Annotated in this window: 19 protein-coding genes and 1 pseudogene; 6 read left to right on the top strand and 14 right to left on the bottom strand. The window is 61.0% G+C overall.

What is annotated here, in order from left to right; genetic code table 11:
- The first annotated feature begins 5 nt into the window (after window positions 1–5).
- From PG888_RS19080 to hypA, 4 genes are all read left to right on the top strand, one after another.
- Window positions 6–257, top strand: coding sequence for a HypC/HybG/HupF family hydrogenase formation chaperone (locus tag PG888_RS19080; RefSeq protein ID WP_040065728.1), 252 nt, complete (start codon window positions 6–8; stop codon window positions 255–257).
- Window positions 251–1363: a hydrogenase formation protein HypD gene (gene hypD, locus PG888_RS19075; RefSeq protein WP_182939587.1), complete on the top strand. Its 1113-nt coding sequence runs from the start codon at window positions 251–253 to the stop codon at window positions 1361–1363. Before PG888_RS19080 ends, hypD begins: the two co-directional genes overlap by 7 nt.
- Window positions 1360–2364, top strand: coding sequence for a hydrogenase expression/formation protein HypE (hypE, locus tag PG888_RS19070; RefSeq protein WP_182939586.1), 1005 nt, complete (start codon window positions 1360–1362; stop codon window positions 2362–2364). Before hypD ends, hypE begins: the two co-directional genes overlap by 4 nt.
- Before the next feature lie 66 nt (window positions 2365–2430).
- The gene (hypA, locus tag PG888_RS19065) at window positions 2431–2772 is read left to right on the top strand and encodes a hydrogenase maturation nickel metallochaperone HypA (protein WP_005333346.1); all 342 of its coding nucleotides are present in this window, start codon (window positions 2431–2433) and stop codon (window positions 2770–2772) included.
- Here hypA and PG888_RS19060 read toward each other — a convergent pair.
- Window positions 2750–3208, bottom strand: coding sequence for a hypothetical protein (locus PG888_RS19060; RefSeq protein WP_232093642.1), 459 nt, complete (start codon window positions 3206–3208; stop codon window positions 2750–2752). The two genes, hypA and PG888_RS19060, sit on opposite strands and share 23 nt — an antisense overlap.
- Here PG888_RS19060 and hypB point away from each other — a divergent pair.
- Window positions 3143–3895: pseudogene (gene hypB / locus PG888_RS19055) on the top strand (hydrogenase nickel incorporation protein HypB); the annotation flags it as partial. The gene PG888_RS19060 and the pseudogene hypB sit on opposite strands and share 66 nt — an antisense overlap.
- A 378-nt stretch (window positions 3896–4273) precedes the next feature.
- Here the strand turns inward: hypB and PG888_RS19050 are convergent.
- The 13 genes from PG888_RS19050 to PG888_RS18990 all read right to left on the bottom strand — a co-directional run bounded on the left by PG888_RS19050 (window position 4274) and on the right by PG888_RS18990 (window position 20624).
- Window positions 4274–4915 carry an ATP-binding cassette domain-containing protein gene (locus PG888_RS19050; RefSeq protein WP_182939584.1) on the bottom strand — a complete coding sequence of 214 codons (642 nt, stop codon included), beginning with the start codon at window positions 4913–4915 and terminating at the stop codon, window positions 4274–4276.
- A gap of 100 nt (window positions 4916–5015) precedes the next feature.
- Window positions 5016–5804, bottom strand: coding sequence for an ATP-binding cassette domain-containing protein (locus PG888_RS19045; RefSeq protein WP_182939583.1), 789 nt, complete (start codon window positions 5802–5804; stop codon window positions 5016–5018).
- Window positions 5798–6610 (bottom strand): ABC transporter permease, encoded by an 813-nt coding sequence (locus PG888_RS19040; protein WP_182939582.1) that lies wholly within the window; start codon window positions 6608–6610, stop codon window positions 5798–5800. Before PG888_RS19040 ends, PG888_RS19045 begins: the two co-directional genes overlap by 7 nt.
- Window positions 6600–7604, bottom strand: a complete 1005-nt coding sequence (locus PG888_RS19035) for an ABC transporter permease (RefSeq protein WP_182939581.1) — start codon at window positions 7602–7604, stop codon at window positions 6600–6602. Before PG888_RS19035 ends, PG888_RS19040 begins: the two co-directional genes overlap by 11 nt.
- Entirely contained in the window at window positions 7589–9199 is a 1611-nt protein-coding gene (locus tag PG888_RS19030) for an ABC transporter substrate-binding protein (RefSeq protein WP_182939580.1), read from the bottom strand. The genes PG888_RS19035 and PG888_RS19030 overlap by 16 nt, the downstream gene beginning before the upstream one ends.
- Before the next feature lie 129 nt (window positions 9200–9328).
- The gene (gene hybE / locus PG888_RS19025) at window positions 9329–9877 is read right to left on the bottom strand and encodes a hydrogenase-2 assembly chaperone (protein ID WP_182939579.1); all 549 of its coding nucleotides are present in this window, start codon (window positions 9875–9877) and stop codon (window positions 9329–9331) included.
- A complete protein-coding gene (locus PG888_RS19020) occupies window positions 9859–10389 on the bottom strand; it encodes a HyaD/HybD family hydrogenase maturation endopeptidase (protein WP_182939578.1) in 531 nt (176 codons plus the stop codon). Before PG888_RS19020 ends, hybE begins: the two co-directional genes overlap by 19 nt.
- A complete protein-coding gene (gene hybC / locus PG888_RS19015) occupies window positions 10389–12092 on the bottom strand; it encodes a hydrogenase 2 large subunit (protein WP_058051867.1) in 1704 nt (567 codons plus the stop codon). Before hybC ends, PG888_RS19020 begins: the two co-directional genes overlap by 1 nt.
- A complete protein-coding gene (gene hybB / locus PG888_RS19010) occupies window positions 12089–13276 on the bottom strand; it encodes a Ni/Fe-hydrogenase cytochrome b subunit (protein ID WP_042648477.1) in 1188 nt (395 codons plus the stop codon). Before hybB ends, hybC begins: the two co-directional genes overlap by 4 nt.
- Window positions 13269–14315 (bottom strand): hydrogenase 2 operon protein HybA, encoded by a 1047-nt coding sequence (hybA, locus tag PG888_RS19005; protein ID WP_182939577.1) that lies wholly within the window; start codon window positions 14313–14315, stop codon window positions 13269–13271. Before hybA ends, hybB begins: the two co-directional genes overlap by 8 nt.
- Window positions 14316–14317: 2 nt before the next feature.
- Window positions 14318–15451: a hydrogenase 2 small subunit gene (hybO, locus tag PG888_RS19000; RefSeq protein ID WP_182939576.1), complete on the bottom strand. Its 1134-nt coding sequence runs from the start codon at window positions 15449–15451 to the stop codon at window positions 14318–14320.
- A gap of 947 nt (window positions 15452–16398) precedes the next feature.
- Window positions 16399–20457, bottom strand: a complete 4059-nt coding sequence (locus PG888_RS18995; protein WP_182939575.1) for an ATP-binding protein — start codon at window positions 20455–20457, stop codon at window positions 16399–16401.
- Complete coding sequence (locus PG888_RS18990; RefSeq protein ID WP_182939574.1) at window positions 20442–20624, bottom strand: hypothetical protein; 183 nt, start codon at window positions 20622–20624, stop codon at window positions 20442–20444. Before PG888_RS18990 ends, PG888_RS18995 begins: the two co-directional genes overlap by 16 nt.
- A gap of 373 nt (window positions 20625–20997) precedes the next feature.
- Between PG888_RS18990 and PG888_RS18985 the strand changes: the two genes are divergently transcribed.
- Entirely contained in the window at window positions 20998–21504 is a 507-nt protein-coding gene (locus PG888_RS18985) for a response regulator (RefSeq protein ID WP_270694054.1), read from the top strand.
- Window positions 21505–21574 lie beyond the last annotated feature (70 nt).

The raw sequence follows: 21574 nt of genomic DNA, 5'->3' as shown, positions 1-21574 counted from the left end.
AATCAATGTGTCTATCCATCCCCTCTCAGGTGGTGCAGCTGCACCCCGAAGATAACTGCGTCACCGTCGACACCCTGGGGGTGCAGCGGCGCGTCAGCTGCATGCTGCTCGAGGAGCCCCTCCAGGTGGGCGACTATGTGCTGCTCCATATCGGTTTTGTGATGAGCAAGATTGACGAAGAGGAGGCGCAAGCCAGCCTCGAGAGCTTCCGCCAGATGGTGGCCCTGATGCCCAAACAGGATATTTTGCCATGCTGACCCTCAATGATCTCTTTCAGGGCTTTCGCCAGCCCGAGGTGATCCGCGCCCTCGCCGCCCAGATCACCGAACTGGCCAACGATCTGCCCGAACCGCTGCGGGTGATGGAAGTGTGCGGCGGCCATACCCACACCATCATGAAGTACGGCCTGCACCAGCTGCTACCGGCCAGCATCGAGTTTGTCCACGGTCCCGGCTGCCCGGTCTGCATCATGCCCAAAGAGCGCATCGATCAGGCCATCGAGCTGGCTAGCCAGCCCAGCGTCATTCTGGTTACCCTGGGAGACATGATCCGGGTGCCGGGCTCCAAGGGCACGCTTGCCCAGCAACGGGCCAAGGGGAGCGATATCCGCCCGGTCTATGACCCCCTCGATGCCCTGCGTATCGCCCGTGAGAACCCTGAGAAAACCGTGGTCTTCTTCGCCATCGGTTTCGAGACCTCCACCCCCATGACCGCCGCCTTGCTGGCTGCCGCTGAAGAGCAAGGGGCCCTGAACCTGCTGTTTCATATCAACCATGTGCTGGTGCCCCCTGCCATTCATGCGGTGATGGCCGACGGCGTTGCCAAGGTGAACGCCTTTATCGGCCCCTCCCACGTCAGCGTCATCACCGGCGCCGATATCTACCTGCCCATCGTCGATCGTTATCAGGTACCGGTGGTGGTGAGTGGCTTCGAACCGGTGGATGTGATGGAGGCGCTCTTGATGATGGTGCGCCAGAAGGTGGAGGGTCGCTACGCGCTGGAGGTGCAGTACAGCCGCGCCGTCACCGCCAGCGGCAATAAAGCCGCCCAGCGGATGGTCGAGCGCTTTTTCGAGACCCGTGAGCACTTTCGCTGGCGAGGTCTGGGGGATATCAACGCCTCCGCCCTGCGCCTGCGCGATGCCTTTGCCAAACGCGATGCGGAGCGCCACTTTCAACTCAATCAGACTCCCATCGATGACCACAAGGCGTGCCAGTGCGCCGATATCCTGCGCGGCCTGGCCAAACCGAACCAGTGTAAAGTCTTTGGCCGGGGCTGCACCCCGACCCAGCCCATGGGCAGCTGCATGGTCAGCTCCGAAGGGGCCTGCAATGCCTACTACCGATATATGGGGATCCAATGAGAGAAATTCAGTTAAGCCACGGCGGCGGCGGTGTAGAAATGAACCAGCTGATCAACCAGCTCTTCTTTCGCCACTTTGGCAACGAGATCCTGCTGCGCGGTGAAGATGCCGCCCTGCTGCCGGTAAGCGGCCCCGTCGCCTTTACCACCGACAGCTTTACCGTCTCGCCGCTCTTCTTCGAGGGGGGCGATATCGGCAAGCTGGCCATCGCCGGTACGGTCAATGATCTCGCCATGATGGGGGCCAAACCCGAGTATTTGAGCTGCAGTTTTATCATCGAGGAGGGCTTCCCCTACGCCGATCTCGCCCGCATCGTCGAGTCGATGGCAGCAGAGCTTGCCAAAAGCGGCGCCCGCATCGTCTGCGGCGACACCAAGGTGGTGCCCAAGGGGGCAGCCGACAAGATCTTTATCAACACCAGCGGGGTCGGCACCTTCCCTCTGCCCGAACAGAGCCGGGGCATCTCGGTACGCAACCTCAAGGCCGGTGACGCCATTCTGGTGTCGCGGGATATCGGCAGCCACGGCGCCTGCATCCTGATGGCCCGTGACGCCCTGCAACTGGGATCCGATCTCAAGAGCGACTGCACCACCCTCTGGCCGCAGGTCGAAGCGCTGCTGCAGGCTGGCATTACCCCTCACGCCCTGCGCGATGCCACCCGCGGTGGCCTTGCCGCCGTGCTCAACGAATGGAGCAGCGCCTCCGGCGTTGCCATCGAGCTGGAGGAGTCCGCCATTCCGGTCTGCGATCCGGTGCGTGGCCTGTGCGAGCTCTATGGCTTCGAGCCCCATGATCTCGCCAACGAGGGGACCATGGTGCTGGCCCTGCCTGCCGAACAGGCACAGGACGCGCTGGGCATCTTGCGGCAATTCAACCTCGCGGCAAGCCAGATCGGCGTGGTGCAGGCGAGCGATCGCCACAAGGTGATCCTCAATAACCCCTGGGGCAGCCGCCGCTATCTGGAGCTGCCGCAGGGGGAGCTGCTGCCGCGGATCTGTTGAGCGGCCATGCCGTTCCGTCAATTACAGGGGGGAGTCACTCCTCCCCATAACGGTTAAGGAGCCACCATGCACGAAATGTCTCTGGCCATGGCCGCCATCGATCTGGCGGCCGAGCAGGCCACCCAGCGGGGCTTTACCAAGGTGACCGCCCTCTGGCTCGAGGTCGGCAGCTTCTCCTGCGTCGACCCGGACACCATTGCCTTCTGTTTCGAGGCGGCCGCCAAGGGCACCGCTGTCGAAGGGGCCCAGCTGCACTTTCAGCACCAAGCGGCAGAGGCCTGGTGTTACGACTGCAACAAGACGGTCACCCTCACCGAGCGCGGGCAGGCCTGTCCCGAGTGTGGCGGATACAAATTACGAGTCGCGCAGGGCGATAGCCTGCGCATCACCGACATCGAGGTAAGTTGATATGTGTAGCGTATGCGGATGCGGCCAGGCGCGGATCGCCGGCCATGATCACGATCATGAGCATCATCACGAACATGAACATCACCATGAACATGGTCATGAGCACGACCATCATCATGCTCATGACACCCATCACCATCATGATCACGAGCAGAGCGCACCACGCACCCTGATCATTCACCACCACTATCACCATCAGGGGGATGTCCATCACCACTACCACGGGGTGCGGGCTCCTATAAGCCATGAGGGTCATGATCAGCCACATGAGCACCACCATGATCACCCCCACGGCCATCATCATGATCACGCCCATTCTCATGACCACGGCCATTCCCACGCGCATCCCCATGATCACAGCCATGATCACAGCTATGACTATGACTATGACCATGACCATGACCATGACCATGACCATCAGCAGGGTGATCTGCACTACGGCAAAGGGGAAGCGGGATTGTCGGTCCCCGGCATGGGGCAGCGCCAGCTGATCGCCATCGAGATGGATGTGCTGGCCAAGAACAACGCGCTGGCGGCCCACAACCGCGAACACTTCGACGAAGCGGCCCAGCTGGTACTCAATCTGGTATCGAGCCCGGGTTCAGGCAAGACCACCTTGCTGTGCGAAACCCTGCGCCAGCTGGCTGACAAACGCCCTTGCGCCGTGATCGAAGGAGATCAGCAGACCAGCGCCGATGCGGATCGCATTCGCGCCACCGGCGTCCCTGCCGTGCAGATCAACACCGGCAAGGGCTGCCATCTGGACGCCAAAATGGTCCACGACGCCTGCCACCAGCTGCCCGCCAATGAAGGGGGCATCCTCTTTATCGAGAACGTGGGCAATCTGGTCTGCCCCGCCAGCTTCGATCTCGGCGAGAAGTACAAGGTGGCGATCCTCTCCGTCACTGAGGGGGAAGAGAAGCCCCTCAAGTACCCGGACATGTTCGCCGCCGCACAGCTGATGGTGATCAACAAGATCGATCTGCTGCCCTACGTCAGCTTTGACGTGGCCCGCTGCATCGAGAATGCCAAACGGGTCAACCCCTATATTCAGGTGATCCAGGTCAGCGCCACCACCGGCGAAGGGATGGATGCCTGGCTCAACTGGCTGGCAACGGCCTGAACCAGAACCGGTTAAATGCCGTTACCAACGGCGGATAGCAAGAGAGGGAGGCTGATGCCTCCCTCTCTTTTATCTGCGAATCTTGCCCGCCGTGCTATCTGTCCAAAATGGCCAGCGTTTCATACTCGCCCCCCTCACCCTGGCCCTCTCTCCAGGGAGAGGGAACCGGTTCGTGGATGCCGCATTCCGCTCCCTGTCTCAACAGTGAAAGGGGAACCTATTCATGGATGCTGGAAATATGCTCGAAATATTCGCCCCAGAGAGCCTGCGAGCATACAACCAGCCCCTGTTTCCCAAACCCCGAGCCTGGCGAGATGGCACCGTCTGCCCCCTTCTCCCCTTGCGGGAGAAGGGCTGGGGATGAGGGGTAGTTCCCCCTCAAGCCACACTGCGAACCACCCATCCCTGCTCAGTCGTATCCTCACCAAAGGTCATCACCCGATGGCAGATCTGGCGCAGCAGCGCCTGCTGGTGACTGAAGATCACCATGCCAAGCCCGCGCTGCTCGCACTCAATCATCAACTCCCGCCAGAGTTGGCGCTGAATTTGCGGATCCAGCTGGGCGGTCACCTCGTCGGCAATCAGCAGACGGGTGCGGGGATCGAGGGCGCGCAGCAGCGCGATGCGGGCCAGCTCGCCACCGGAGAGCTGACCGGGTTTACGGCTGAGCCACGCAGGCTTGACCATAAAGCGTGCCAGCATGGCGTCATCGGGGCGCCACACATCCCACAACGCCTGCCCGGTGGTGCGGTAGGGATTGAAGGTGAGTTCGGGGTGCTGGGGCACCAGCTGGATGGGGTTATAGCCTTTTACCTGTTCAGGCACCGGCTGCCCATCCAGCAGGATTTGCCCACCGGCCCGAGCCACTTGCCAACCGGCCAATACCCGCCCCAGCGTGGTTTTGCCATAACCGCTCGGGGCAGAGATGCCGAGCCGCTCGCCCGCTTTGACGGCCAGCGATAGCCCCTGCCAAAGAGGGCGTTCCCCCTGGGCGATGGTGAGATCTCGTACTTCCAACATCAGGAAACCTCCGGCACAGAGAAGAGTGCGTTGAATTCCGGCAGCACCTGCCACTGGATATCTGCCGCGCCACACACAGCCTGTCTCAGAGAAGCAATCATCAGGAAACCTCCGGCGCAGGGAAGAGTGCATTGAACTCCGGCAGCGCCTGCCAGTGGGCACGGAGCATCTCGCTCCCCTGCCCCTGGCGCAGATGGTGGCAGCTCAGGGTGTCGCTCACTTGGCCTTGATGCAGCGCCACGATGCGATCGGCAAAGCGGGCCGCCAGCGCCAGATCATGGGTGACCCAGAGGATGCCGCTGCCCTGATTAGCCAATTCACGCAACTGGCCGAGCAGCAGACAGGCCAGCCCCTCGTCGAGCCAGGCGGTGATCTCGTCCGCCAGAATGTAGCGGGCGCCGCCGAGCGCCGCGGTGCAGGCCAAAATACGCTTGGCCATGCCGCCGGAGAGCTGGCGCGGATAGCGGTCCAGAGTGGCAGCGGGTAACTGGTAGCGCAGCAGTTGTTCGCCAAGCCGCTCACGGGAACCGTTCTGGCCACAGAGACGCGCCGCGCGGCCGAGCTGGCGCTCCACCGTCAGCAGCGGATTGAGGGCGCTCACCCCCTGCGGCACATAGCAGAGGGTGTGGCCGCGCAGACGGGCGCGGCTGGCATCGCACAGAGGCACGCCATCAAGGGAGATGCTACCGCGCATCCGCAGGTTGTCCGGCAGCAGGGTCAGGGCGCTTTGCAGCAGCAGGCTCTTGCCCTCGCCACTCCCTCCCACCAGCGCCACTATCTCCCCCGGCGCCAGTTGCAGGCTGATATCGGTCAGCAAGGGCTGCCAGTTGCGCCGCCCCAGCCAGGAGTAGTGGGCCGCTTCTATGGTCACATGGTCGAAGCTCAGCATTGTTCACTCCCAAACCAGAGTTGTTGCAGGGCGCGGGTAGCCTGATCAAACAATAAAACCAAGGTCAGTAGCATCAGACCGGGAAAGAGGGCCAGCCACCAGCCGCCACCGGCCAGATAACGCAGGGCATCGGCCAGCAGCAGACCAAGGGAGGCCTCATGAGCCGCCAGCCCAAAGCCGAGAAAGCTCAAGGCCGCGCTGTGTAGTACCGCATGGGGAAACATCAGCAAGGTGCCGATAAACCACTGGGGCAACAACCCTGGCAGCAGGTGGGTGCGCCAGCGACGCAGCGCCCCCATCCCCTGACAGCGGGCCAGTACCACATAGTCACTGCAGACGATCCGCCGCGCCTCCGCGCAGAGGATCAGCGCCAGCTTGGGCCAGTGGGTGAGCGCCACCGCCAGGATCACCCCGCGCATGCCGCCCCCCACGGTAAAGCAGATCAGGATCAGCAGCAGCATATGGGGCAGCGCCAGCATGGCGTCGATCACCATTCGCACCGCCGCATCGCATCTGGGATGAATGAGCGACACGCTTGCCGCCACCATGGCCAGCAGGCCACTGCAGAGGGCCGTACTGATGCCCAACTCCAGACTGGTGAGGGTGCCCTGAAAGGCCCGCAACCAGAGATCCCGCCCCATCTGATCGGTGCCGAACCAGTGGGTCAGCGAGGGAGGTTGCTGGCGCGCCAGCAGATCCATCGGCACATCCTGAGCCGACAAGCTCCAGCCGTAGGCTGCCAGCAGCGCCAATCCAATCAGGGCAAAAACCAGCCGCAGTATGGAGGGAAGCGGATTAAACAGCATGCTCGCCCTCCCAACCCCGATTGATGCGCGCCAGCAGCAGACTGGCCACCGTGTTGCCAATAAAGACCAGCAGGGTGCAGAACAGCACTATGCCCATCAGCAAGGGGATATCCCCCCGCAGCCCCGCATCCACAGTGGCCTGGCCGAGCCCCGGATAGGAGAAGACCTTCTCGGCCAAGAGCGATCCGCCAATCAACTCACCGAGGGAGGCAAACTGCAGGCAGAGCGCCGGAGTCAGGGCGTGGCGCAGCACATGAAAACGCAGCATGGGCCAGCCGCCATCCCCTTGGGCGCGGGCGTAACGGATAAAGTCGCTCTCCAGCACCTCGGCCACCCGCGCCCGGGTATGCAGGGCGATATTGCCAAGCCCCAGCAGCGCCAGGGTAGTCACCGGCAGCAACAGATGGCGTGCTCGCATAGCCCAATCAGCCTCATCGGCGGAGAGGCCCGGCGTCCAGGCGCAGCAGACTGGCAGTAGTGGCCAATGCACCGCAAACAGGGCGAGCAGCAACAGGCCAACCCAGAAGGTGGGCAGGGAGGCAAGCAGATAGGCAAAGCGGCAGATAAGGCGATCGGGCCAGCGGTTGAGATAGCGACCGGCGCAGAGCCCAAGCAGGATGCCGAAAAAGCCGGAGAGCAGCCAGGCACCCGCCAGCAGCAGGAAGGAGGCGGCAAAGCGGCTGCCAATCACCTGAGCCACCGGCGCGTTATAGAGCATGGAGTAACCGAGATCCCCCTGCAGCACCTGGCTAAACCAGTGCCAGTAGCGCAGCCAGAGCGGCTGATCCAGCCCCCAGCGGGCGGCGATGCGGGCGTACTGCTCTGGTGGCACATGGAGCAGATCGTTGCCGATATAGGCCTTGATGGGGTCAATGGGGGAGTAGCTGAGCAACACAAAGGTAGCGACCGAGACCAAGCATAAAAGCCCTGCCAGACGCAGCAGGGCTTTCACAGTGACGCTCATCATAGTGGACGAACTTAGCGGCACGTCCACCGCCAATCCTGCAGGTTGTTGAGGAGTGACCAGCTACCGTGGATCTCCGGCGCCCCCTTGCCAAGGTCGATGCAGCGGTTAGCGAGATAGGTGTGCTGCACATTGAGCAGCCAGGCCCAGGCGGCATCCCCCTGTACCCCGGCACCACTCTTGCCATCCCACTCAACTTGCTGCCAGAACGGCACGGCCGCCTGCCAGTCGGGGGCATCAAGCGCCTGCTTGAGGTGGCCATCCACCACAGGGTTGCTGTAATAGCCCGGGTTGTAGAACTCCACGCCGCCTGAGCCGCTCTGGTAGTGGTGATAGAGCTCCATGGGGTCCAGACTCCCCCACCCCATCAGCACCGGATTGGCGTGCATCTCGCGCTCCACCTGCTCCCAGCTGCCAGATTTGAGGCTCACGTCGAGACCGATGGGTTTGAGCATGGCCCGCACCGCTTCCGCCAGATCCCGGCGGGTGCTGTCACCGCTGGTGTACCAGAGGGTAATGGCTGCGCGCAGGTCGCCCTTGTGGCGAATGCCGTCACTGCCCATCTTCCAGCCTGCCTGGTCTAGCAGGGCGTTGGCATGGGTGGCATCGCCATCCTTGAAGGCGGTGGCCTTGTTTAGCCAGGGCAAGCCTTCTACCGCGCTGTAAGCGGGGATGGCGTGCCCTTCCAGCAGCTGATCAGCCAGCAGCTTGCGGTCGATGGCATAGTTGATGGCGCGGCGCACTGCCACGTCCGAGGTCACGTCGTTGCCGATGGGATACCCCTTGGCATCTTTTTTACCAGCAGCAGGAATGGGGAAGACGATGCCGCGATTCTCCACACTCGGACGCACCCAAAGTTTGAGGGTGTCGGGTACGGTGGGCGCCAGCGAGGGGGCGATGCGCACCAGATCGAGTTGATTGCTCTGGGCAGCGGCGTAAGCGCTCTCCTCGTCGATAAAGACAAACACCAGCCGTTTGAAGTCGTTGTTGCCACCGGCGTAATAGGGGTTCGCCTCAACTACCAGCTGCTGACCGGGCAGGAAGCTCACCAACCGGTAAGGGCCTGCGCCGACTGGCTTTTGGGCGTACGCTTTTGCGTCGTAATCCTTCTTCGACACTATACCGAGCGATCCCAGCACGTTGACGAAGGTACTCTGGGGGGCGCTCAGGGTGATGGCAACCTCGGTAGGCGAGACCACCTTGGCCGAGACAAAGTTGCCCATGTCGATCTTGCCGCCGCCCTTGGCCGCGCTGTTGTAGGTAAAGGCCACATCCTCGGCGGTGAGCGGTGCGCCGTTGGAGAATTTCAGGTCAGGCTTGAGGGTAATGAGCCACCCCTTGCCATCCTTGTTCGGGGTCACCGATTGGGTGAGCACATTCTGCCAGCCGAGATCGGCGTTTTGTTTAAGCAGCGGGCTGTGCAGCAGCAGGTAGCTGCCGTGGCTCCAGCCGAGCAGGGGGTCGAACCCTTCGGTGGGTTCACTGCCGATGGCAAGCTTGAGTTCGGCGGGAACCGGTTGGGCAGCGGCCAAAGCTGTGTGGGAGGCGGTGCCCAGCAGCAGAGTCAGCAGGGCGGCCGCGCTGGGGCTAGCGTAATGGCGAAGGGAATTGCGAGAAACAGTCATGGGGATCCTTCTTGTTTGTACCACTCACGCGTTATCACTCAAAAAAGAGGCGGAATGCGTGTCAGAAAGTGCAAGTGAGGGGCCAAAATGGCCCCCTATTCTAAACTTGATTTCGCGTGAAACCTAGTATCAATCAGGCAATGCAGGTACCTTTCTCGCCGCACCAAACAGTCGTCTGCGCCCCAGATCCACGCCGCCAGCCCCTTGCTGCACTGGCAAGGAGAGCAGCATTTTTAGGGTGCTGCTTACCAGTGAGCGCCCCTGCTCGGCCCCGAGATGGGGATCGAGCGGCGACATCAGGGAGCAGGCCAGCAACTGACCGCTTTCGGGTAGTTCACCCACCATAAAGGTCATGTTGCCGCAGGGGAGCTGCAGGGCGAGCCGATCGCTACTGCTGCGCACCGGCCAAAGCTGATCCGGCCCCGGCAGTACCACCACACTCAGCATCCAGGGGGTGAGCACGCAGCCGAGCCACTGACCTTCAAACAGCACACACTCTGCCACGATGGGCATGGTGGCGTGATAGAAGGGCAACGCCTGCATCTCTTCGCGAGCGATCCGCTCGTACTGGGCTACCAGCAGGGGCGCGGGATTGGTGGAAAAACCGGCAAACTCCTGCGCCGTCTCCGGTACTATCTCCAGCACTCTCTCAGCCTCGCTTAAATGGGATTGCGCCATAGGCCCTCCCGCGCTTGGTCAGCTTTTTCCTGCTCAGAGAGCGGGATGGCGGGGGCGCCGACACTGGCCAGCAGGGTCAAAATCCGATCCGTCGCCTCCCCCATGGCGGCCGCCACCACAGGGGTGAGCCCGATACGCGGTTCGAGGGATTCGGGTTCGATGCCGATCAGGGTGAGCCGCTTGGGCGACTCCCCCGTCATGTGCAGTGCCGAGAGCACGTCCGCCAGCCCCAGCTGGTGCGGGGAGATCTTGCGGCCAAACAGGGTCGGAACCTCCTCATCCTGCAGGGTCACGACGGTACCCGGCGGGTTACCGCTGCGCACCGCATCCGCCAAAATGATGTGGTCGCGACTGGCCATCGCTTCGAGCAGCTCCATGCCCGCCGTGCCGCCATCCAGCAACTCGATGCCGGGGGCGAAACGGTATTCGCGCCCCAGCGCCTCGACGATGCGCACGCCGACGGCCTCATCGCTCAGCAGCAGGTTGCCCACGCCCAGGATCAGGGTGTTCATCACAGCACCTTCACCTGAGTCGTTTCGCCATTCTGGGTATCCACCACGTGGACCGCGCAGGACATGCAGGGGTCGAACGAGTGGATGGTGCGTACCACCTCCAGCGGTTTGGCGGGATCCGCCACCGGGGTGCCCACCAGCGCCTGCTCGTAGGGACCAGGCTCGTCATTGAAGTTGCGCGGGCCAGAGTTCCAGGTCGATGGCACCACCGCCTGATAGTTCTCGATCTTGCCGCCCTTGATGACGATCCAGTGGGAGAGCATGCCGCGCGGTGCCTCTTCAAAGCCCACCCCGCGAAACTCCTTGTCCGCCGGGATCTCGGCCTTGATGTAGGCGGTGGTATCCCCCTTGCCGATGTTATCCACCAGCGCTTTCCATTGGTGCGCCAGCGTATCTTTCAGCACACAACAACGCACCGCGCGGCCGATGATGCGGCCCATGGTGGAGTGCAGCTGTTCGGTCTTGATGGCCGAACCGGTGAGTGCTTTATAAATACCGTTCAACTGGTCGAAGTGCGCCACCGTCTCCGGGTGCTTGGCGGCCAGCTTCACCAGCAGGTCTGCGAGCGGCCCCACCTCCACCACCTTGCCGTAGAAGGTGGGGGATTTGACCCAGGAGTATTTGCCGTCATCCTGCCAGCCGGTGTAGTTGGGCTCGGTCTTGCCCTCCCACGGCTTGAGCGGTTCGTCATCCTTGTACCAGGCGTGCTTGTTGCTCTCGGCGATGCCGTCCATCAGCCAGGCATCCTGATGACTCTCGATGGGGCGATACCCCGCCAGATTGCCATTCTCGATGTAGCCGCCCGGCATCAGGAAGCTACCGCCGTTGGCGTCGGTGGGCAGCTCCGGCACGCTCAGGTAGTGCTTGGCCCCCTGCCCCAGGGTCAGCCACTCGGGGTAGTGAGCGGCGATGATGGCGGCATCCACCTTGTAGACCTGCTCGATAAACTCGCCGAGCCGGTCGATAAAGCTCTTCACGTAGAGCAGCCGCTCGAGGTTGAGCACGCTCGGCGCATCCAGATTGATGGGGTTGGCCACCCCGCCCACCGCCAGATTCTGAATGTGGGGGGTCTTGCCGCCCAGAATGGCGACGATGCGGTTGGCATCGCGCTGGCACTCCAGCGCCTGCAGGTAGTGGGCCACGGCGATGAGGTTCACCTCCGGACTCAGCTTCATCTCCTTGTGACCCCAGTAGCCGTTGGCAAAGATGCCGAGCTGGCCGCTGGCCACCAGGGCGCGGATTTTATCCTGCACCTTGGTCAGCTCATCGGCGCTATTGAGGGACCATGTGGACACCCCTTTGAGGATATCCGCCGCTTTTTGCGGATTGGCCTGCAGCGCCGCCGTGATGTCCACCCAGTCCAGCGCGGAGAGTTGGTAGAAGTGGACGATGTGATCGTGAATGTTGTGGGCCGCAATAATGAGGTTGCGGATGAACTGGGCATTGACCGGCACCTTGGCACCGATGGCGTTCTCCACCGCCCGCACCGAAGCGATGGCATGAATGGAGGTACAGACCCCGCAGATGCGCTGCACAATCATCCAGGCATCGCGCGGGTCGTTGCCCTTGACGATCTCCTCCATCCCGCGCCACATGGTGCCGGACGACCAGGCTTTGGTCACTTTTCCGCCTTCGATTTCGCAGTCGATACGCAGGTGCCCCTCAATGCGGGTGATGGGGTCTATGGTGATACGTTGGCTCATACGTTGGCTTTCCCTCGGGCCTGATAATCTTGGTGAACACGTTCAAGTGATGGCAGTACCGGCAGCAGCCGGATCAACAGCAAATAGGCACACACCTCGATGGCGACGAAGCCCAGGGAGATCAGTACCTCCTCCGCGGAGGGGAAGTAGTGGTAGCCATTGCCGGGGTTGAAGGCGAGCAGGGAGTAATCCAGTCGCCAGAGGGCTGCGCCCAGCAGCATGCTGAGGGCCCCCAGGAACAACATGCGCGAATCGCGGCGGCTCTTGTCCCAGTGGAACACCAGCAGCGGGAAGATCATCAGCGCAATCTCGCTCCAGAACATGATAGAGAAGCGATTGAGATCGGAGAGGTACTCCGACTTGTCATTGATGACGATCTCGGCAAAGCGCAGCGCCACAAACAGGATCAGGAAGATGTCGATTACCTGGGTCAGTTTGTAGAACAGCGACTTCTCGTTGGGGCCCCGCCCCGCCAGTCCCGCCTGCACCAAGGATCCCTCAAACACCACGATGGAAAAACCCATGATGAATGCGGTCAGAAGCGAAAAGACCGGCAGCAGCTCGTAGCTTTGCCAGAGCGGATGGATCTTCTCCCCCGCCACGATCATCAAGGAGCCCATCGAGGATTGGTGCATGGTGGGCAGCAGTGCCCCCAGCGCCAGCACGAAGAACATGATCTTGTTGAGGCGAATGAGTGACGCCTTCCAGCCGAACTTCTCCAGCAGCACGGGCGCAAACTCCAGCGCCATCACCCCGATATAGATGGTCATGCAGACCGCCGTCTCGAACAGCACCGAGGAGGTGTTGAAGTGACCGGGCAGGTAGAAGTACGGCAGGTTCCAGTAACGGCCCACGTCGATAGTGATGGAGAGACCACCGAGCGAGTAGCCGAACAGGCTCGCCAACAGCGCCGGTCGCACCAGCGGGTGATACTCGCCCCGGTTGAACACATAGACCGCCCAGGCCAGCGCCCAGCCGCCACAGGCGAAACCGGTGCCGATCAAGAGATCGAACGAGATCCACAGCCCCCAGGGGTAACCCCCGTTCAGGTCAGTGACCGAACCCAGCCCGAAGAAGAGGCGTTTCAAGATCAACATGCCGCACAGCACGGCAAAGGGGGCCAGCACCAGTACCGGCCAGCTGACCAGCTTGCCGCCGAGCGGATGCGCCTTGTGATTACTCATGATCCTTGCCTCCCTTTGTGGTGCCCTGATCCTTGATCTGCGCACTCCCCTGATCATGACCATCGTCATGATGGTGATCGTGACCATTCTTGGTGTTGCGGCGAATGAGCACCGAGAGACCAGTCAGCACCACCATGGGCAGCACCATCCCCTTGTAGAGGGTGTGCTGGATATGCTCGGAGCGAGCACCGGAGGAGAGCTCCGGCAAGTCGGGCATGTCGAGCTTGGTATAGGGCACCCCGGCCAGCACCAGCACCTGGGTGCCGCCCCCCTCCTTCTCGCCATAGACGTAAGGCTGGTAGTTGGGCACCTCGTGCAGGTAGGGATCGTTGGCGCTGAAGGTCTGGCGCGGATAGGCATATTCACTGCCAGGAGTCGCCAGCAGGCGGCGCTTGGCCTCGGCCATCAGCTCCTCGCGGGTGCCGAAAATCACGGCGCCGGTCGGGCACACCTCGACACAGCCGGGCAATTTGCCCTGATCAATTCGTTCAAGCCCCTTCTGGTTGCAGAGCTCGCACTTGTGGATCGCCCCCAGCGGATTGTCGTAGTCATATTTGGGCACATCGAACGGGCAACCCACCATGCAGTAGCGGCAGCCGGTACAGACGTCCGGATCGTAGTGAACGATGCCAGTCTTGGGATCTTTGGTAAGGGCCTGCACCGGGCAGACAGAGACACAGTTGGGATCGACGCAGTGCATGCACTGCTTCTTGATGTAGGCATAGCCATCCACCAGTTGATCCTTATGCTCGCCGCTGCCACTCTTCCACACCTGAATGATGTTGTTGGTGTAGGGGGTCAGCTTGTCGTTGGTGGACCAGGTCGGTTCGCCCTCCGGATTGGCCGGGTTGCCATTCAAACGCTGGCACTCCGCCACACAGGCCTGACAGCCGACGCAGAGGGTGGAGTCATACAACATGCCGAGCGACCCGGGAATGGGCGGCTTGTTCTTGGCCGCCGCCTGTGCGGTGCCGGGCACGGCAGCCCCTGCCGCCAGTGCACTGGCAGAGGCGAATTTGAGGAAATTGCGTCTGTTCACGGTTACTCCTCCCGTGATGGGTGCTGCCCGGCTTCGTGGCGCTTCTGCTGGCGACCGAGTTCACGCACCGTCATCAGACTCACCCCTACCAGCACCCCGAGGGCGCCACCGATCAGACCCGTCGCAGTGGGCGAGGTATAGCCCCCCTCCTGGATCTTCACATCGGGTTTATCCACCCGCGGGGTCGGGTTCTCAACCTTGGCGAGCTGGAAGATCCCCTTGCTGAAACCGACCCCCTGCTCGTTGCAGCCATAGCAGGGGTGGCCGATGCCGACCGGCCAGATGCCGCCTCCCACATCGCAGAACTCCAGGGTCGAGCAGTTGCCATAGGTCTCCGGTCCTTTACAGCCCAGATGGTAGAGGCACCAGCCCTGACGGTGGCCCTCGTCGCCAAACTCCTTGGCAAAACGACCGGCGTCGAAGTGCGGACGGCGCTCGCAGTTCTCGTGGATCAGTCGCTCGTAGGCAAACAGCGGACGCTTTTTGCTATCCAGCGCCGGTAGCTTGCCGTAGGTGATGTAGTAGGCAACCGTGGTGAGGAAGTTGTGGGGATTGGGCGGGCAACCCGGGATATTGATGATCGGGGTGTCGATATTGCCGAGGGCCTCTTCCAGACTGACTGCACCGGTCGGGTTGCCGCCGCTGGCAGGTACACCGCCCCAGGCGGAGCAGGAGCCGATGGCGATGACCGCAGCCGCATCGGCGGCGGCGCGGCGAATATGGTCGACGATGGGCTCACCGGCCACCATGCAGTAGACGCCACCATCTTTGAGCGGAATGGAGCCATCCACCACCAGCACATACTTGCCTTTATAACGCTTGATGGCGTTGTGCTTGTTCTCTTCCGCCTGATGACCAAAGGCCGCCGAGAGCACCTCGTGGTACTCCAGCGAAATGGTATTGAGGATCAGGTTCTCGATGGTGGGGTGAGTGGCCCGCAGCAGTGACTCGGTACAGCCGGTGCACTCCTGCGCCCCAATCCAGATCACCGGCGGCCGCTCGGGGCTGGTGAGCGCGGTGGCCATCTTGGCGACGGCATTCTGACTTAATCCCAGGGTTGCGGCCATCCCGGCACACAATTTCATAAAATCACGGCGATTAATCCCATGAGCCGATAAAAAATTATCCTCGACCATTCTACTTATTCCCGTAGTGAGCACTTGTTTGATAAATGCTTAATAGCGGAAATGCTAAGGACTCACCCACCCTGCAGTATTGATCTCTATCAATTTCGACCGGCTTCCCCCTATTTCCATAGCGAGCCACATCACAAATAAAATTAATTACCCCCAAAGAGATATTTGGCAACCCCATAAATTTTATGAACTTAATTGGATATTAAATAATTAATCGCCACATTCACCCTCTTTCGCTGTTAGCCAAATTAACATGCCAGATATTTTCGCCATACGGCTCATTTCACAATAATGATACCCAACAATAAATGATCCATTAAATATATCTTTACTCACCCCGTTGCATATTCCACGCAATCCCCCCCTGGCAAAACCCGACTTGTCGCCCCAAGCCAGAACGGTCTCACCGCCAGCTGCCACCGGTAGCAGGCACGCCCTGCGCGGCGCGATTTACCTGCATGTCGCATGGTTTCTGCCTGCATCTTGCCTGCGTTGCAGGGCGGCTTTTCTTGCCATCACACGCAGCACCGCCCCGTCTGGCCTCCCTGACGCTTAACCCTGATCAATGAAAAGATGCACCGAGGTATTCGTATCACTACGACTTCCCCCACTCTGTATTGCCCTGCATTCTGGTGAGTAAAATATCACGCTCGCGCATATGTTTACGCACCGGCGTGAATCTGCATTCAAATTAATTGTGAGAGAAAAAAGAAGGTGGAAGGCTGCCTGCAACATAGTATTCATATTTAACGCGCGACGTATTCGCTCATCCGGTTACAGATGTTACTGCCAGCATTCACACTATTTACCTTCACGTCACCCTGCGTAATTAACCAGAGCGTAAATATCCATCCCAATCGATAAAGATGATAATTATTCTTGTTCAATGGCAACCAAAAGAAATTAGCAGGGATGATGATGATGACAAACGAGAGGCGTGTTAATCATCAACCGAGCAGTGGCGCCAGCAACTGCAGCGCCTGATCAAACTCGAACTCGTTGACCGCCCGGCTCACCTCTTGAAACGCAACACGCAGCGGCGATGCACTGCCAGCCAGATCAGCCTCTATCTGCTGACAGAGCGCCAACGCCTGGGCATCGCTCTGTGCCAGCAAGGCCCCCAACTGCTGCAGTTGCGCCGCCAGCATCTCGGCATCGATGCCTCGGGGGATTGCCACCGTCACGGAGGAATCTGCCAGCGCAGCTTCCAGCCCAGACAGCAGCGGCGTCAGCTCGGCCATCAGGGATGGCAAGCGGGTTGCGACCCCTGCATCATCCCTCTCTTCACAGGCTCGCTCGAGCAGCGCCGCCTGCTCCGCCACACCAATCGCCCCTATGGTGCTGGCACTGCCCTTGAGGGTGTGAGCCAGACGCCGGGCCGTGACCTTGTCATCCGAGGCCCACGCCGAGTGGAAACTGGCTGCAAACCCCTGCTGCCCCTGCCAGAAGCGCTGCAACATATTGCGGTAGAGCGCACCGTCGCCCCCCATCACGGCCATGCCCCGTGGCACATCAAGGCCGGGCACGCCTTGCCAGGGGGTCGCATCGTCTGACACCTGCCACTTGCTGGCGGCCGCCAGCGGTCTGGCTGGCTTGATCCAGTGCGAGAGAGTCGCCAGCAACAGCGGCATATTCAAGGGCTTGGCGATGTGGTCATTCATGCCTGCCGCCAGCGCCTTCTCTTTATCTCCGGCCATGGTGCTGGCGGTCATGGCGATAATGGGGAGCCCGGCCAGCGCCGGATCGGCGCGGATCAACCGGGTCGCGGTATACCCGTCCATTACCGGCATCTGGCAATCCATCAGGATGCCGTCAAAGCCGCGATCTTGCGCCAGCAGAGCGAGCGCCTGCGCCCCATCACAGGCACAGACCAGCGTGATCTGCTGCTTGCCCAACAGGGCCAACGCCACCTCCCGATTCATGTCGTTATCATCCACCAGCAGCAGACGAGCACCCGCCAGTCCATGACCGGGCAGCGCCACCTGATGATGGGGGCTTGCATCCGATAACGCCTCTCGCCCCACGGCATCGCCCCCCAGCGCCTGACGCAGTGCCTGACACAGAGCCTGACACAGTGCCTGCGGGGTAAACGGATGGACCAGCACATCACAGAGCGGCAACCCCTGCGCAGCAACATGGCTGGCAACCAGTGCGGGCTCGCCCGAGGTGATCAGCAAGATCGCGGGCGGCACTGCCAGCGAGGCAACCTCCTGCAGCACCTCTGGCAACCAGCTATCCCCCTCCTGCCAGCCCAGTACAACTCGATCACAGGGTTTGCCCGCCGCGATGCCTTGATGCAGCAGTGCCAGCAGCGCGGCGGGAGCGTCAGCGCAGACAAGATCAACAGGCAGCGCCGCCAACTGGTGGAGAATGGCCGTTCGCGAAGCAGGGCGCGGCTCCAGCAACAGCAGACGCTGCGGCGCCAACGGCATCGCCACACGTTGCTCTTTCTCCTTACCCTTATCCGCCACGGTGGCGAGCCGAATACGGAAGTGGAACTCGCTGCCCTGCCCCGGGGTGCTCTCCACCCGGATCTCCCCGTCCATCAATTGCACCAGATTGTGCGTGATGGCCAGGCCAAGGCCGGTGCCGCCATATTTGCGGGTGGTCGAGCTGTCAGCCTGCTCAAAGGAGTGGAAGAGACGCTGGCACTGCTCGGCCGTCATGCCGATACCGCTATCCTGCACACAGCCCTGCAGCCAGATCTCGCCATCGCGCTCGTCACTGCGGGCCAGCCGGATAATCACCTCTCCCTGCTCGGTGAACTTGATGGCATTGCTGGTCAGGTTGAGCAGGATCTGGCCAAGCCGCAGGGGATCGCCGCGCAAACGCTCAGGCAGATCACCGGCCAGATCGAACAGCAGCGCCAGCCCCTTTTCCCGCGCCCGGAACGCCGTCAGATCCGCCAGCCACTCAAATACCTCGTTGAGCCGGAAATCCACCTGTTCCAGTTGCAGCTTGCCCGCCTCCATCTTGGAGAAGTCAAGGATGTCGTTGAGGATCCCGAGCAGGTTGTTCGCCGCTCTGTCTATCTTGCTCACATAGTTGTGCTGCTCGGGGGAGAGACTGGTTTGCAGCGCCAGATGGGCCATGCCGATGATCGCATTCATCGGCGTGCGGATCTCATGGCTCATGTTGGCCAAAAATTCGCTCTTGGTTCGGGTGGCATCTTCGGCGATCTGCCGGGCTTCGAGCATGGCGGCCTCCGCCTGCTTGCGGTCGCTGAAATCGAAGATGATCCCGTCCAGATAGACGGCCTTGCCCTCGGCATCATAGGTGGCGAGCCCGATGGAGTAGACCCAGCGGATCTGACCCCAGCGATCGAAGATGCGGTACTCGTTGATATATTGCCGGTGTTCCGCAATGGCCTCGATGGTGTTGCGGTTGCTCAGTTCGAGGTCATCGGGATGGATCAAGTCACCAAAATCGCGGCAGTTGCCCACGCCGACAAAATCGCTGGCGGGATAGCCGGTCAATTTTTCCGCCTCGTCGCTGACGAACAACATGGTCCAGGGGTGATGAGGCAGGCAGCGATAGACCATGCCCGGCACGTTGCGCACCATGGACTGGATCCGCTGTTCGCTCTCATGCAGCCGCTGGCGATCCGCCGCAATCCGATCATGGGCCTCCCGCATGGCCTGCTCGGCGGCACGGATCGGGGTGATATCGACCAGGCTGCCGACCGCGCCGCTACGCTCGCTCTCGGCAAGCTCGATCCCGGAGAGAAAATAGAGCATGTCCAGAGGACGACCATCCGGCGAGAGCAGACGCACCTCATGCTGTGTTCTGGCCTGACTGCCCGCCACCCTCTGCAAGGTGTTGCCCTCATCCACCGCATTCAGCCCGGCCAGTTGCGGCAACTCCGCCAGCCGCTTGCCCTCGACCGGGCGGGCGCCACCAAATGCGCTGGTAAAGGCGCGATTCACCCCCAGCAGGCGGCCCTGATTGTCGGTATAGAAGAGAGGATGTGGCAGGGTATCGATCAACGCCTGCTGGAAGGCAAACTGCTCGTTGCGCTCGCGAATGCTGCGGCGGCGCAACATCCGCCCCTGCCAGAGCAGCGCCGAGATCAGACAGATCAACAGGGCGGTCCCGAACAAAGCCACTCGCCGCCATCCTGACACGGCCTGATCCACATTGCCCAACAGCAGCAGCGTCCACTGCCCTTTGGCATCGTGCCACTCGATAGGCATGCGGCTCACCAGATAGCTATCCTTCCCGATCCGCACTTCACGGCCGTCGAGTGCAGGCAGGGTCACCGGCTGGCGATCCGGTGCAAAATAGTGTCCATAGAGGCGAGAAGCAAAGAGCTGCTGTTGCCTGACGGCAGAGTTCGGTCCTACCACCGCCATTTGCCAGTCGCTCTTGTTACTGGCCATCACCACCCCGTCGGGCGAGACCAGCAAGCCGATGGCATTGCCCCACCCGGCCAGAAAGGTATCGAGCAGCGTCATCTCGTAGCGCGCCACCACCACCCCGGTAATGTCGCTTCCTTGCGCCCGATCGTGAGAGACCGGCGCCGCCACATAGATCATCCGCTTGCCGGTATTGAGGCTGACCCCGGCATCCACCGTTTCCAGCCCCAGGATCCCTTGCCTGAAATAGGAGCGAAACGACACATCCTGCCCGACGACATGGCGGCCAAGCGCATCCCAATCACGGACAATCACCCCTGCTTTATTGGTAACAAAGGCATGATTGGCCTTCACCCCTTGTGCCAGCACCTGCAGTGCTTCGCTGGGGGTGAGCTCCCCCCGCTCGAGCAGTGATGCTTGCTGGATCTCGCGGTTGAGGCGGCCAGCCAGCTGCACCGCCCCCATCCCCTTGCTTGAGAGGGTCAGTTGCTGCAAATTGTCGCCCTCGCGCTGAATGCGGGTATCCAGCGACTGGCGATACTCCTGCCGCTCCAGTTCCAGATAGAAGGCATCGACCAGCGTGGCCACCATCAGGGAGAGCAACAGCACGGCGGCAATCTGCCAGAGACGGGATTTCATGGTTGAAAACATGCTCCATCGTTCTGCCCGACAATCATCAGCACCAACGCCGCCTCACAGGAGAAGACGTGGCGATAGAAGAGCTCATTGAGCAGCCCATTCATCACCTTGTGGCTGTCAGTTTTATCATCAACCAGCAGCACCAGAGGACGAGCTGCGTCCGGGGCAAGATGTTCCATATCTCGTGACTCTCCCTGCCAAGATGGAGGATGGCGACCCTTGCCAACCTTTCTCACACCATAACGGATCCCTGAACTGGCAGCCACGACAACCCGGTTGAAATGTGCGCACCACCATGCCCGCACCAGCACGTGGCAAGGGATAAACCGGATAAAAGGAAAAAGCGGATATGGGAGAGTGGCAGCCGCGCGCATCACAAGAGGGTCCGCGCCAACAACCGTGGTGATATCAGATTAATCTCGTTATCCCGTTGGGTGATGAGCCAGCTTGCAGATTGATATTTCCAGCGCAAGGTAGCAGAGGTATCGATTGACCAGAGTCATGCACCCTATATTATCATGCTCAAAATGAGCTGGCAGGATACAGCGACAGATGGGCACATCAGATAGCCATATGGACATAGCAAAAATAATTTCCGGGCCCACGCTGGTGCTGGAAAAAGATAATGTGCACAGCGATGCGCTATGCCATCAGTTACGTGCCATTGGCATAAGCCAGATTACGGTGGTGGAGAGTGTCGAGGCGCTGGAGCGGTGCATGGCTGATAGCCCCGCCGCCATGATCATCTGCAATATCGATATAGACTCTACGAATCTGCTCACGCTGCTGAAAAATATCCGCAGCACGGCGCCTCACCACACACTGCCTTTTTTGACCCTGACCTCAGGGACCGATCGCCCATTGATCGAACAATTTGTCCAGGCGAAAGTCTCTGACATTATTTTGACCCCGCTCAAGCCCGATACCCTTAAAACCAGGATCACCCGGCTGCTGTTGGCAACCAGTCAATCGCAGCACCTACACTCGCAATTCGACTTCGGCCGTTTGCACCGTGTTTCCAACAGCGATCTGGTCGCCAGCAATCAGGACAGCCCTTAACCATCCCCTCATATGAGCGAGGCGTGGCGCGGCTTCTGAGGTATGATCGCCATCCTTGACCAGCTAATAC

The organism is Aeromonas sp. QDB23 (assembly GCF_027707745.1).
Taxonomy (GTDB): domain Bacteria; phylum Pseudomonadota; class Gammaproteobacteria; order Enterobacterales; family Aeromonadaceae; genus Aeromonas; species Aeromonas allosaccharophila.
This window is presented reverse-complemented; position numbering and strand designations above follow the sequence as displayed.

Excerpts from the sequence above, each read along its gene's own strand:
- PG888_RS19020 (WP_182939578.1), bottom strand. The coding sequence starts at position 10,389 with ATGAACACCCTGATCCTGGGCGTGGGCAACCTGCTGCTGAGCGATGAG.
- hybC (WP_058051867.1), bottom strand. The coding sequence starts at position 12,092 with ATGAGCCAACGTATCACCATAGACCCCATCACCCGCATTGAGGGGCAC.
- PG888_RS19045 (WP_182939583.1), bottom strand. The coding sequence starts at position 5,804 with ATGCTGAGCTTCGACCATGTGACCATAGAAGCGGCCCACTACTCCTGG.
- hybE (WP_182939579.1), bottom strand. The coding sequence starts at position 9,877 with ATGGCGCAATCCCATTTAAGCGAGGCTGAGAGAGTGCTGGAGATAGTA.
- hypA (WP_005333346.1), top strand. The coding sequence starts at position 2,431 with ATGCACGAAATGTCTCTGGCCATGGCCGCCATCGATCTGGCGGCCGAG.
- PG888_RS19050 (WP_182939584.1), bottom strand. The coding sequence starts at position 4,915 with ATGTTGGAAGTACGAGATCTCACCATCGCCCAGGGGGAACGCCCTCTT.
- PG888_RS19030 (WP_182939580.1), bottom strand. The coding sequence starts at position 9,199 with ATGACTGTTTCTCGCAATTCCCTTCGCCATTACGCTAGCCCCAGCGCG.
- hypD (WP_182939587.1), top strand. The coding sequence starts at position 251 with ATGCTGACCCTCAATGATCTCTTTCAGGGCTTTCGCCAGCCCGAGGTG.
- hypE (WP_182939586.1), top strand. The coding sequence starts at position 1,360 with ATGAGAGAAATTCAGTTAAGCCACGGCGGCGGCGGTGTAGAAATGAAC.
- hybB (WP_042648477.1), bottom strand. The coding sequence starts at position 13,276 with ATGAGTAATCACAAGGCGCATCCGCTCGGCGGCAAGCTGGTCAGCTGG.
- PG888_RS18995 (WP_182939575.1), bottom strand. The coding sequence starts at position 20,457 with ATGTTTTCAACCATGAAATCCCGTCTCTGGCAGATTGCCGCCGTGCTG.
- PG888_RS19080 (WP_040065728.1), top strand. The coding sequence starts at position 6 with ATGTGTCTATCCATCCCCTCTCAGGTGGTGCAGCTGCACCCCGAAGAT.
- hybO (WP_182939576.1), bottom strand. The coding sequence starts at position 15,451 with ATGGTCGAGGATAATTTTTTATCGGCTCATGGGATTAATCGCCGTGAT.
- PG888_RS18985 (WP_270694054.1), top strand. The coding sequence starts at position 20,998 with ATGGGCACATCAGATAGCCATATGGACATAGCAAAAATAATTTCCGGG.
- PG888_RS18990 (WP_182939574.1), bottom strand. The coding sequence starts at position 20,624 with ATGGAACATCTTGCCCCGGACGCAGCTCGTCCTCTGGTGCTGCTGGTT.
- PG888_RS19040 (WP_182939582.1), bottom strand. The coding sequence starts at position 6,610 with ATGCTGTTTAATCCGCTTCCCTCCATACTGCGGCTGGTTTTTGCCCTG.